Origin of the sequence: Oceanirhabdus seepicola, assembly GCF_023684385.1 — a bacterium.
Taxonomy (GTDB): domain Bacteria; phylum Bacillota; class Clostridia; order Clostridiales; family Clostridiaceae; genus Oceanirhabdus; species Oceanirhabdus seepicola.
Genome location: NZ_JAGSOJ010000007.1, coordinates 88,641 through 101,332, shown reverse-complemented (window position 1 = coordinate 101,332; position 12,692 = coordinate 88,641). Strand labels below are relative to the sequence as shown.

General features: G+C 30.7%; 14 protein-coding genes and 1 pseudogene. 1 reads left to right on the top strand and 14 read right to left on the bottom strand.

Annotated elements, in window-relative coordinates; all coding sequences use genetic code 11:
• Nucleotides 1-197: 197 nt before the first annotated feature.
• Nucleotides 198-755: pseudogene (locus tag KDK92_RS23650) on the top strand (class I SAM-dependent methyltransferase); the annotation flags it as partial.
• Nucleotides 756-1,130: 375 nt separating this feature from the next.
• Here the strand turns inward: KDK92_RS23650 and pyrR are convergent.
• The 14 genes from pyrR to mraY (KDK92_RS23580) all read right to left on the bottom strand — a co-directional run bounded on the left by pyrR (nt 1,131) and on the right by mraY (KDK92_RS23580) (nt 12,645).
• On the bottom strand, nt 1,131-1,670 hold the full coding sequence (pyrR, locus tag KDK92_RS23645; protein ID WP_250861897.1) for a bifunctional pyr operon transcriptional regulator/uracil phosphoribosyltransferase PyrR: 540 nt from the start codon (nt 1,668-1,670) through the stop codon (nt 1,131-1,133).
• Nucleotides 1,671-1,680: 10 nt separating this feature from the next.
• On the bottom strand, nt 1,681-2,598 hold the full coding sequence (locus KDK92_RS23640; protein WP_250861896.1) for an RluA family pseudouridine synthase: 918 nt from the start codon (nt 2,596-2,598) through the stop codon (nt 1,681-1,683).
• Entirely contained in the window at nt 2,591-3,070 is a 480-nt protein-coding gene (lspA, locus tag KDK92_RS23635; protein ID WP_250861895.1) for a signal peptidase II, read from the bottom strand. Before lspA ends, KDK92_RS23640 begins: the two co-directional genes overlap by 8 nt.
• A gap of 113 nt (nt 3,071-3,183) precedes the next feature.
• Nucleotides 3,184-3,774 (bottom strand): TraR/DksA C4-type zinc finger protein, encoded by a 591-nt coding sequence (locus KDK92_RS23630; protein ID WP_250861894.1) that lies wholly within the window; start codon nt 3,772-3,774, stop codon nt 3,184-3,186.
• Between the two features lie 53 nt (nt 3,775-3,827).
• Complete coding sequence (gene aroF, locus KDK92_RS23625) at nt 3,828-4,646, bottom strand: 3-deoxy-7-phosphoheptulonate synthase (protein ID WP_250861893.1); 819 nt, start codon at nt 4,644-4,646, stop codon at nt 3,828-3,830.
• Between the two features lie 8 nt (nt 4,647-4,654).
• On the bottom strand, nt 4,655-5,347 hold the full coding sequence (locus tag KDK92_RS23620) for a 5'-methylthioadenosine/adenosylhomocysteine nucleosidase (protein WP_250861892.1): 693 nt from the start codon (nt 5,345-5,347) through the stop codon (nt 4,655-4,657).
• 122 nt (nt 5,348-5,469) lie between these two features.
• Nucleotides 5,470-6,120: a DivIVA domain-containing protein gene (locus KDK92_RS23615; protein ID WP_250861891.1), complete on the bottom strand. Its 651-nt coding sequence runs from the start codon at nt 6,118-6,120 to the stop codon at nt 5,470-5,472.
• Nucleotides 6,121-6,251: 131 nt separating this feature from the next.
• A complete protein-coding gene (locus KDK92_RS23610) occupies nt 6,252-7,037 on the bottom strand; it encodes a YlmH family RNA-binding protein (RefSeq protein ID WP_250861890.1) in 786 nt (261 codons plus the stop codon).
• Between the two features lie 33 nt (nt 7,038-7,070).
• Nucleotides 7,071-7,544, bottom strand: a complete 474-nt coding sequence (locus tag KDK92_RS23605) for a cell division protein SepF (protein WP_250861889.1) — start codon at nt 7,542-7,544, stop codon at nt 7,071-7,073.
• A gap of 12 nt (nt 7,545-7,556) precedes the next feature.
• Nucleotides 7,557-8,222 (bottom strand): YggS family pyridoxal phosphate-dependent enzyme, encoded by a 666-nt coding sequence (locus KDK92_RS23600; protein ID WP_250861888.1) that lies wholly within the window; start codon nt 8,220-8,222, stop codon nt 7,557-7,559.
• Nucleotides 8,223-8,329: 107 nt separating this feature from the next.
• Entirely contained in the window at nt 8,330-9,217 is an 888-nt protein-coding gene (locus KDK92_RS23595) for a cell division protein FtsQ/DivIB (protein WP_250861887.1), read from the bottom strand.
• A gap of 53 nt (nt 9,218-9,270) precedes the next feature.
• The gene (ftsW, locus tag KDK92_RS23590) at nt 9,271-10,368 is read right to left on the bottom strand and encodes a putative lipid II flippase FtsW (protein ID WP_250861886.1); all 1,098 of its coding nucleotides are present in this window, start codon (nt 10,366-10,368) and stop codon (nt 9,271-9,273) included.
• 137 nt (nt 10,369-10,505) lie between these two features.
• Entirely contained in the window at nt 10,506-11,477 is a 972-nt protein-coding gene (mraY, locus tag KDK92_RS23585) for a phospho-N-acetylmuramoyl-pentapeptide-transferase (protein WP_250861885.1), read from the bottom strand.
• 196 nt (nt 11,478-11,673) lie between these two features.
• Complete coding sequence (mraY, locus tag KDK92_RS23580; protein WP_250861884.1) at nt 11,674-12,645, bottom strand: phospho-N-acetylmuramoyl-pentapeptide-transferase; 972 nt, start codon at nt 12,643-12,645, stop codon at nt 11,674-11,676.
• Nucleotides 12,646-12,692: the final 47 nt, after the last annotated feature.

Genomic DNA, 12,692 nt, shown 5'->3' with positions numbered 1-12,692 from the left:
TTTGAAGTGTGTTGTAATAACATCTAATGTTTTAATACGGAATTGTAATAAAATGCAAATTAAAATTTATCAATTTTATTGGGGGGGATGTGCATGAATAACAATATAGAAATTGTAAAAAATTTATACTCTGATGAACGTGCAATAGGAGATATGCGAGATTACACCAAAAAAAAAACCTAAAAGTTTGGGAAAACGAAGTAATTTCTTATTTTCCTGTTAAATCATGGGTTCTTGATATAGGTTGTGGCATGGGTAGAGAAGCGTTTTGTTTGTATGATAAGTGGTTTAAAATTACGGCTACTGACATATCTGAAAAGATTATAGAACCTGCAAAACAATTTGCTTCAGAACGTAAAAGAAATATAGAGTTTTTATTAACTAATGGATTAGACTTACCCTTTAAAAGTAATACATTTGATGTTGTAATAATATGGTCACAGACTTTCGGCCTTTTTTATGAAGAAGAGAATAAAATACATATTTTAAAAGAATGCAATCGGGTTTTGAAAAGTAATGGAATACTTAGTTTTTCTGGGCATGACAAAGAATTTTTAGAAGCAAAATACCCTCAATATCTTGATGATAAAAAGTTCTTTGCTTATGCAAATACAGATTGTTATTGGGAAATCTTTACGATTGATGAAATGATAGATTTAGCACAAAAAACAGGATTTACAGTTATTGAGTGTAAAAGAGGTGTGGTTTATAAAGAAGAAGATGGGCCAATACTTCATTCTGTGTGCAGAAGATGAGTATAATAAAATGTTAGATTAGTTCACTTTACTCTAATTTTATGCATCAAATAAAATTAAGTGGTTGAAGCACAAAAATGAGTTAGGTGCAATATGTATGGAAAACTTATTTTGATTAAACGTTTATAAAACGTAAACTAAAAAAAACCAAACAGGTTCCCTAAAAACACTATATCATCAACATTATTTTAAACCTCACCAGATTATTTTATCAAAGATAAAACCCTGTATTTTAATTACAATATTTTATCTCAAGATAAAATGAGTAACCCTCTATTGTCCTAAAGAACAATAAAATTAAAGGTTCTGACCTCAGTCAGAACCCTCCATCGTTCTCCATTATACATTATCAATTATCCATTTATTTAAAGAGTCTTACTCCTTGTCGTATATCTTAACAGAATCTTCCCCATCTATTTCAGCAAGATGTACCTTTACATTCTCTTTTTTTGAAGTTGGTATATTCTTACCAACAAAATCTGCTCTGATAGGAAGTTCTCTATGGCCTCTATCAACTAGTACAGCTAATTGTATTGACTCAGCTCTACCTTTGTCAAAAACCGCATCCATAGCAGCTCTAACAGTCCTTCCTGTGTATATAACATCATCTATAAGAACCACTTTTTTACCTTTAAGATCCATTTCAATATTATTTTTATTTAAAACAGGTGACTCATATGCTTCTGTGAGATCATCTCTGTAGTATGTTATATCTACTGTAGCGATACTCACAGGTACATCTTCAAATTTTTCAATAAGAGCCGCTATTCTATTAGCTAAAGGCACTCCTCGACTCTTAATCCCAACAAGTACAAGATCCTCTACCCCTTGATTCTTCTCAATTATCTCATGAGCTATTCTTGTAAGAGTTCTTTTAACAGCTTTATCATCTAAAATTTCAGCTTTTAATATCATATTATCTCTCCTAAAGTTCTTTCTTTTCTAATTTAGACAGTATTCTTGTAAAATGTTCTGGTAACTCCGAATTAAATTCAACATACTTCTCAGTTTTTGGGTGAACAAAAGCAAGAGATTTTGCATGTAGCATCTGACCCTTCAAATTGAATTTCTGCTTTTTGATTCCATATATGGGGTCACCAACAAGTGGATGACCTAATGATGCCATATGAACTCTTATTTGATGTGTTCTTCCGGTTTCCAATTTACATTTTACTAGGGTAAATCCTTTATATCTCTCAATAACTGAATAGTGGGTTACAGCTCTCTTTCCATCTTTAACTATAGCCATCTTCACTCTTATTTTAGGATCTCTTCCTAGAGGTTTGTCAACCACCCCTTCATCACTTTTCAAAACCCCTTCAACAAGAGCATAGTATTCCCTTTCTATTTCATGCTCATGAAACAGCTCACCAAGCTTCATGTGAGCATAATCATTCTTCGCAACTACTAATATACCTGATGTGTCTTTATCTATTCTATGAACAATTCCTGGCCTTATTACACCATTAATACCAGATAGATTGTCACAATGATACAAAAGAGCATTTACGAGAGTTCCTGTATAATTTCCTGGTGCAGGATGAACAACCATTCCCTGCTCTTTATTAACAACTACTATATCTGAATCTTCGTAAATAATATTAATCGGGATATCTTCTGCAATAGCTTCTAAAGGAATAGGTTGCGTATCTTCCACTACAATTCTATCACCAAGTTTTACTTTATATTTACATTTAACACTTTTACCATTAACGAGAACTTCTCCTCTTTCAATCATCTTTTGATAAAAACTTCTAGATCTATCACTATCTATTTCACCAAGTAACATGTCCAATCTATAACCAACTTGCTCTTCTTCTGTTATTAAATCAATCTTACACATTCTTTTCATCCAATCCTTTTTTCTCTTCTATCATCTCTTTAATAAGAAGTATCATTAATAATCCTGTTCCAACAACCACTAGAATATCAGCTACATTGAAAGTCGGAAAATAGTATATATCTTTATAATGTACAAGGATAAAATCAGTTACATATCCACTAAAAACCCTGTCATATAAATTTCCAATAGCACCACTAATAATTAAAGAAAGACTAACACTCATTAATCTACTGTTCTTTCTTTCTTTTATTAGAAATACTATTAACGCTATTAAAACGATACTAGTGAATCCTACTAAAAAAATCTTTTTTTCTTGAAATATACCAAATGCAGCCCCTCTGTTTTCTAAATACTCGAAACCAAAGAACCCATTTATTATTGTTATTCCCGCTTGCCCTTTTAAAGTAACAGCCCAAACTTTTGTCACTCTATCAAGTATCACACCAAGTACTACTATTATCAACTCTAGCAAGAAATCCCCCCCTATGTAATATTACAGCTTATTGTGATTTAGAACGTAGAGTATATTTATCTCCTCTACGTTCTAAAACTATAAATCTATTAAGGTATATTCAAATACCCAATTTACAACAATTGATGCCTGTATTGCCCATTACTTATAGCTTCAATTCCTTCAACATACTCATCATCATCATAATAATAATCATCTAAGTTTTTTTGTCTATTAAAACTTTCAACAGCTTGATAAGTATCTTCTGCATCGAACCCTGGATCATCTTTAAAATCATTATATCCAAAGTTAAAAGGCTGTAGGACCTGTTCTTCAAGTGGTCTTCTACTAAAATCATTCTTATATACAGAAGTTAAGTCATTTTGACACTTTATACAGTACTCAGCATAAGGCATAAATTGCAATCGTTCTTTACTAATTTTCCCACTACACATAGGACAAATTCCATATGTTCCGTCATCTATCTTTTCAAGAGAATTGTCAATTTTGTCTAAAATTTTCATTTCATTTCCTCTAAGCGCCCGTACTGTATCACAAGAAGCCATCTCTTCACCAATATCAGCTGGATGGTTATCTAAAATAGATAACTCACCACCTAATTCTTCAAGATAGATTCCCTTGTCCATACCATTTAATAAATTCTTCACTCTTTCTTTCTCATTTAAAAGAGCACCTTTGTAAATTTGATAGTCTTTAATAGCCATAAAATCACCCCTTTATTTTATTTTTTCTAAAGTAGGTAATTTTATAACTCTTTTTAGTTATTTAATAGATTTTCCATCAATTTTATTTTGTCATTTAAGTTTTTTAATGCTTCTACTGTTATTGTTTGTCTAGCATCTGATATTGCATTGTCAGGATTGATATGCGATTCAATAATTAATCCATCACACCCAGTTGCAATTGCAGATAATGACATGGTCGGTACTAATTCTCTTAATCCAGTTCCATGGCTAGGATCAACAATTACAGGCAAACGATATTTAGTTTTTATTACAGCAACCGAGTTCAAATCCAGAGTATTTCTAGTGTAATTCTCAAAGGTTCTTATACCTCTTTCACACATTATAACCTTTTCATTTCCCTCTTTTAAAATATATTCAGCAGCTAATAACCATTCACTTAGAGTAGCACTCATTCCTCTTTTAAGAATAATTGGTACATTAAGCTTACCTACTTCTTTTAAAAGAGTATAATTATACATATTTCTTGAACCAATCTGCAGCATATCAGCATATGGTTCAATCAATTCTATGTGTCTCGCATCCATAACCTCAGTTACAAAAGGCATTTTGTTCTCTCTACTTACCTTATGTAATATTCGCACACCTTCTTCACCTAGTCCTTGAAAATCATATGGACTTGTTCTCGGTTTAAAAGCTCCACCTCTTAGTACATGAATACCAATTTCCTTTAATCTCTTACATATTAACCTCATAGTATCAATATCTTCTACAGAACAAGGACCTGAAATCATTACCTTTTTATCACCAATAGTAACCTTATCTACATCATCTCTGCCTATATCAAATTTAATATCTTTCCCTGAGGCTTTATCAATTAATAGTTTTGTCATAATACCACCTACATATTTTTCAACATATCTCTAAGGATTTTCGTTGAGTTCTGTATAGCTATTGGAGAGAATTTCTCATAATCCATGTGAGTACCATTTATTGCGTTATCTGAAATTGATCTGATAACAACAAAAGGTATATTATTCAAATATGCAACTTGTGCAATACTTGCACCTTCCATTTCACATGCATAAGCATTAAATTCAATATCTAAAGCTTTTAATTTTTCCCCACTACTAATAAATTGATCTCCTGATACAATTCTTCCCTTTTCATACTTATTGTAAACACTATTTTTACATGCATTATAAGCTTTTTCAACAAGTCTTTCATCACATCTAAAATCAAATGTATCTAATCTTGGAATTTGCCCAAGCTTATCTCCAAAGAAAGTTGTGTCCATATCATGTTGAACAAGATCAGTTGCAACAACAACATCTCCCGGGAATATATCTTTCTTAAGCCCACCAGCTATTCCAACATTAATAACACAATTTACATTAAAATCATCTATCAGTATCTGTGTACAAACAGCCGCATTAACCTTACCAATTCCACTTGTAACAATAACTACCTTTTTATCTTGGAAAGTTCCATAATTGAATTCCATTTTAGCTTTTTTTTCAATTCTCTCAATTTCCATTTCACTAACAAGTATTTCTACCTCTTCTTTCATTGCTCCTATAATACCAACAATCATTATTCTTCCTCCTTAAAATGTACACCTTATCCACCTAGTGGCATAATCTTCATGTCTATAATGAAATGATAACTGCCCTTTGATTAATAGTCAATAAAAATCTCACTCAAATTGCGAGTGAGTTATTCTGAAAAGAATGTTTTTATATTGTCTAGAGAGTCAACTCTATGTTTGCTTCGTGTATTTATTTCACTTGTATTATACGCTGCTGTCTTATCTAGTTTTACATCTTCCATTTCTTTTAATTCTTTTTTGAAATTCTCATATCTAACGGGTTTATCATTATTAACCTGAGATTCAACACCTAAATTATAAGTCTTTTCAAAATCTTTTTCAAGACTTTCGAACATATCAATCTGACTATTCATGAAGTTTCTAAATTTACTTCTAAATATCTTGAACTCACCTTTAAGTTTATCATATTCATGGTTTATCTCAATAACGTCATTCTTTGCTCTGTCAATTATTCTTGCACCAGTCTCATTGGCATCTTTAATAATTAACTCACTTTCTTTGAGAGCATTTTTCTTAGCTTCTTCAGCAGTATTCTGTGCCATTACTAAAGTTTTTTGAATTGTATCTTCCATATCCTTATAGTGTTTTAAACGTTCTTCTAATACACTAACTTTATCTTTTAAAACACCATTTTCCTTGTATAGTTTTTCAAAATCTTCTGCTACATCTTCAAGAAAGTCATGAACCTCATCTCTTTTATAACCTCTCATAGCTCTCTTAAATTCTCTACTATTCACATCATTGGGTGATAAATTCATTGTTTTGGTTACTAAGTAACCTTCCCCCCTTTCGACTATTTGTATAGAATGATCTAAATTTCGAACATATTTAATCTGAAACAGCTATGCTTCTAGATGTTTCATGTTAGATGTGTTTACAAAATTTCATTCTATTTATATTGTAATAATTTAACTCTAAATCTATCCTTTTTAGTAGTTCCAACAATCTCACCTACAATATACTTTCCAAATCCTCTAATAGTCAATCTCGAGCCTTCTTTTATCTCAAAATTTTTCTTATCAACCACACTATAGTCAACCATTACTTTTCCTGATGAGATGATTTTTTCTCCTCTACTTCTGGAGATATTTATAACAGCACACACTACACAATCAATTCGCATACTTGAACATAAAATTAGCTTTTCTTTAAGTTCTACACCACTCTGTATTGAAGCATACTCTTCTTGTTCAATTTTCTCTATTCTTACTGCGCAACCATTTATTTTTTCTAGTGAATTTATTATATATTCTACTATATCATAAACTACTGGAACATAACACATATCATTTTTAAGGATTAAATCCCCTATTTTTTCTCTTTTAAGACCTAATGACAATAGTGTTCCCAGGTAATGTCTATGCTCAAGCTTCTTAAACTTTGACCTATTGGTTATTTTGATAATTACATAAGGGAAATCAATAGGTAAGTCCCACTCTTGTGGGTAAAATGCAACCATTCTTCTTTCAGCATTTTCAAAGAAACCATCAGCTACACTCTTGAAATGGTAACTATCTAAAAATTTAGAAGTTTTATACCAAATATTAGGTGTAATAAATTCATCTACCACAATAAGTGTATTAAAATCCAAGCACATTTGTACTGAATTATAAACCTTGATTGCACTTGGTTGCTCTTCTTTAGTAAAAAAATTCATAAATTTTTCTTTATCCATTTGAAGTCCTCATATGTTTTTGAAATTAGATATTTATTTAATAAAACTAAACATACCTTTGCTTGACAATTCGTTTTTAAGTGAACTATTCACCTCTACATTAGAAGGAGATAAAAGATATACCCCTTTATCTATCTGCTGAAGTTCAGCTGATAATGCATAAGAAGCTCCACTTATAAAATCAAGTAATCTTTGTCCAACATTACAATCAATACTGTTTGTATTCACAACAACTATTTTTTTACTTTTTAAGTTATCAACAATTACCGTTGCTTCTTCAAAATCAGCAGGTTTCGAGATAAATACTCTTGGTGAACTAGAAGAAATTGACGCTCCTGCAGATTGTATATCAACTACATTATTTATTTTATGCGTTCTTATAGGTTTTATTCTCTCCTCATTGTCTTCAAATTCTTCATCTTCTTCAAATTCATCATATTCGTCATATTCTTCTTCATGAAGACCAAGCATATTATTTAAAAATTTACCTTTTTTTTTCTTTGCCATTATTACTCCTCCTTATTTGTATACTCTATTTCCAAATACCCCAGTTCCTACTCTTACCATATTTGATCCTTCATCTATAGCAATTTTATAATCTCCTGACATACCCATTGAGAGTATTTCCATTGATACATTATTATAATCCATTTTTTTTAGATTCTCATACATCTCTTTCATTTCTTTAAAATAACTTCTACACTGTTCCTCTGTTCCTTTAGGTATAATAGCCATAATCCCTTTAACTTTCACATGAGAACATTTTTCAACTTCTTTAATGAAATCATTCACTTCATTTTTATGTAAACCTGTCTTACTTTCTTCTTCACCCACATTAACCTGAATTAGTGTATTCAACTCTAACTCTTCTTTTCCATACCTCTTCTCTAATTCATGAAGAAGTTTAACACCATCTAATGAATGAAGTAAGTGTAATTTCCCTACTATATATTTAACCTTATTTCGCTGTAAATGACCTATGAAATGCCATTTTATATCCTTTGGAAGAGTTTCATACTTTTCGGTAAGTTCTTGAACCTTATTTTCACCAAATTCTCTTTCCCCAGCATTATAAGCTTCCATAATTAACTCGTTTGGTTTAGTTTTAGAAACACATATTAATGATACTGTTTCTGGAACTTCATTTCGTATTTTTTTTACATTATCTATAACGTTAAAACTCATAATTATTCCTCCCTTGTTATACTTCTTTATAAAATGTCAATTTCCTCTTTTTTTATGACTATTTAGCTAATTAATTAGTATAATACAAGATTTCTTATAATCTTTTGTTAATTTGTGTCATTTTCCTTTTTTTCAGTACTTTCTTCATTAGTTTCTTCATTAGTTTCATTAATATAAATAACAGGATTTCCTTCAAAGCCAACTTCTATATATCCACTTAGATTTTCCAAATCCTTTTCTAAATAAATATTTATAGCTTTATTTAACTTCTCTTTTAAATTTTCTTCACTACCCAATCTTATATTGAACTTACCTATGTTCAAATTAATATTATTCATATCACTCAAATCTACTTCAACTATTTCATGCCCACTAGTATTAATCTTTACTAACCCTTCCAGTTCAGATAAAAAACTTTCTTTTCTGATATCTTCCTGTTTCAGTTTTTCGCCAATTACCATACCTTCAAAATCCAATCCTTTGACTTCTAGGAGATTTAAGCTGTTAATATTACTTTTTGATTCAAGTACATAACACTCTTTATCAAGAATATAAAATACATCACCAATTTTTTCATAATAGAATGCATTTCTCTCTTCTACACTAAGAATAATTTCATCAGGAAACTTTCTTTTTATAGTCACACTCTTAATATAACCATTTATTAAAATATTTCCTTTGATTTCTTTATCTTTTAACATAAAGATATTATCTCCAATTCGTACATTTGCCAGCATCTTTATCTCATCCGTCTTAACAATTTTATTACCTGATACTGTTATAGAATTCAAATTAAATATTTCTTGTTTTAATGATATATAAATCCCAATTGCTACTAATAGTACAAATAGGAGCATTAACTTATTCTTTAAACGTTTCTTTTTTCTCTTTTTAATGAGCTTCTCCTTATTTTTTAAAAGATATTCACCATAATGTTGTTCATTTCTTTCCTTTGAACTTGATATGCTTTTTCCATTCTTTTTTTTCTCTACCATATAAAATTCACCTCATATAACATTTAAGCTGAGCTGTCGCTCAGCTTAAAATTTTATTTTGAATTTTGTTTAGATATATTGAGAAGTACCCCCATGGCAAATAAGTTTATAGCAATCGCACTTCCACCATAGCTAATAAAGGGCAATGGCACACCTGTTACCGGCATACTACCTGATACTACTGCAATATTGATTATTGCCTGTATTGCGATTATTGAAGTGAATCCAATAGCAATTAATGTACCATATGTATCTTTTGCTTTAAATGCAATTCCAACACCTCTGATTATGAAGAAACAAAATACTAGTATTATTGCTGCACATCCTATGAACCCTAGCTCTTCCCCTATAATAGAGAAAATAAAATCATTATGTGGTTCCGGAATATAAAAAGCTTTTTGTCTTGATTGACCAAGACCAACACCCATAAGTCCACCAGTTCCAAGAGCATAGAATGATTGAATTAATTGATATCCCGTATCTAACGGATCCACCCAAGGGTTCCTAAAACTCATTAGTCGCTTCACTCTATATGGTTCAGCAAAGATAAGGAATACACCTCCAACAACTGCTGTTATACCAAGTCCAAACAAATGTATGAATTTAGCACCATCAATAAAAACAACTATAAATGTCACAATAACCATCACTGAAAAAATACTCATATTTTTTTCAAGCAAAACCATTCCAGCAAAGAAAAAACCAATACCTAAATGCAACAATAAGACAGGTAACTTTTTTATTTTTTCTCCAACTCTCTCTAAACTAAATGCTAATATCATAACTAATGCATACTTAGCTATCTCTGAGGGTTGAAGTGTAGTAAACCCTAAATTTATCCACCTTGTTGCACCGTTTACTGGTTTCGAAAAAAGTACAATTACTAGCAAGATGAATGTCACAACAGCTAGTGGCAAAGTGAATTTCTTATATTTATGATAATCAATATTTATGGCAATAACCATGCCAACTAAACCAATCGTTACGTTTATTCCTTGTTTTATTAAAAAATAATTTGCATTATTGTACTTATGAAGTGCTATATAGGACGAGGCACTCCATACCATAACAATACCTATTGCTACGAGAATTAGAACCGTACTTAGAAGATAGAAATCAATTTCTCCTACTCTTTTTTTTAATTTCCCCATTTCTCCCTCCTGAAAATTGCTTAAGAGATTCCACTTCAACTATTAATTTATACATACACATTAAACCTACGATTTTGATACAGTTATTATATAACTTTTTCTAAGCTGTGCATAAATTAGGTTTCACTATGAATTCTCTATACATTAACCGTTATTGCTAAAAATCCAACTAGACATAATAATACAGTTATAATCGAAAACATTGATACTACTTTATTTTCGTGCCACCCTAATTCTTCAAAGTGATGATGTAAAGGTGCCATTTTGAATACTCTTTTCTTTCTTGTCTTATAACTTCCAACTTGTATAATTACAGAAAGAGCTTCTATTACATATATTCCACCTACAATTACAATAATCAGTTCAAGCTTTAATACCAAAGCAACAGCTCCGATAGCCCCACCTATAGCTAAAGAACCAGTGTCACCCATGAACACGGATGCAGGGTATGAATTCACTTTTAAAAAACCTAATAAAGCACCTGCTAAAATTCCACAGAAGATAGCCAATGGATAATTTGAGAAGCTAAAACAAATTGTTGCGAAAAAAGTAGCTACAAGAATTGATACTGATGTTAACAACCCATCAATTCCATCTGTCAAATTAGTTGCATTAGTTGTGCCAGTCATATATATAACCACAAATGGTATATATAGCCATTTTAAATCAACATATTTTCCTGTAAAAGGTATCATAATTTCTGTTGAACCCAAAATCCTCATAGCTAAAAAACCAATAATTGTACCAAATATAATTTGTAGTATCAATTTTTGTTTTGATTTTAATCCTTCATTAACCTTCTTTACAATCTTCAGATAATCATCCAAGAACCCAATAAATCCAAAGCTCAAGAATGATATAATTACTAATAGTGACTCTCCTGAGAAAAATATTTTCCACCCAGCTACAAGGAAATAAGTTACTATAGTTGCTATAATAAAAATCAATCCACCCATACTTGGTGTCCCTGCCTTTGAAAAGTGACTCCTAGGACCTTCTTCTCTTATGTTTTGCCCTGTCTTTAACTTTCTTAATAGGTTCAACATAAACGGTGTACTCACAAGTGTTATAATTGTTGATAGTATAACTGCATATATAATCGTACTCATATTTCCAACCTCTCTCGTTCTTTAATTTAGACATCTGAAAAAACTTATTTTCAAAAGCTCATTATAAATAGTTTCGAACTTCATTGTTCTTGACGCCTTTATTAATAATACATGTTCTTCTGTTAAATCCGCCTTTAACTTTTGAATAAGTTCTTCTTTTGTTTTATACTCTGCATTTCATACTACTTAATATCTCTTAAATATTAATTGTTATTGCTAAAAATCCCAATAAACATAATAAAACAGTTATGATTGTGAACATAGATACTACTTTATTTTCATGCCAACCTGATTCTTCAAAGTGATGATGTAACGGTGCCATTTTGAATACTCTTTTTTTTCTTATCTTACAACTTCCAACTTGAATAATATCAGATAGAGCTTCAATTACATATATTCCACCTACAATCACTACAATAAGTTCAAGTTGTAATACCAAAGCAACTGCTCCTATAGCTCCACCTATAGCTAAAGAACCAGTATCACCCATAAATACCGAAGCAGGGTAAGAATTAACTCTTAAAAATCCTAATAAAGCACCAGCTAAAACTCCACAAAAGATTGCCAATGGATAATTACCAAAACTATAAGAAACTACTGCAAAAAATGCAATGACTAGAATTGAAACAGATGCTAGTAGCCCATCAATTCCATCTGTCAAATTAGTTGCATTAGTTGTAGCCGTCATATATATAACTACGAATGGTATATATAGCCATTTAATATCAAAATATTGACCAATAAAAGGAATCAAAATTTCCGTAGAATCTAATATTCTCATTGCAAAGAAACCAATTATCCCACCAAATATAATCTGCAATATTAATTTTTGTTTTGATTTCAACCCTTCATTAACTTTCTTAACAATCTTAAGATAATCATCTAAGAACCCTATAAATCCAAATCCTAAAAATGATATAATTACTAACAAAGACTCTTCAGAGAAGAATGTTTCAACTCCAACAATAATGAAATAAGTTACCATAGTTGCTAGAATGAAAATCAATCCACCCATACTAGTGGTTCCAGCTTTTGAAAGATGACTTCTTGGTCCATCTTCCCTAATATTTTGTCCTGTCTTTAAATTCCTTAATAAGTTTAACATAAAGGGTGTAATCACTAGTGTTATAATTACAGATAGTAAAACCGCGTAAATAATTTTACTCATATTTTCAACCTCTCTCGTTCACTTATTTAGACAGCTATGAGTCGGCT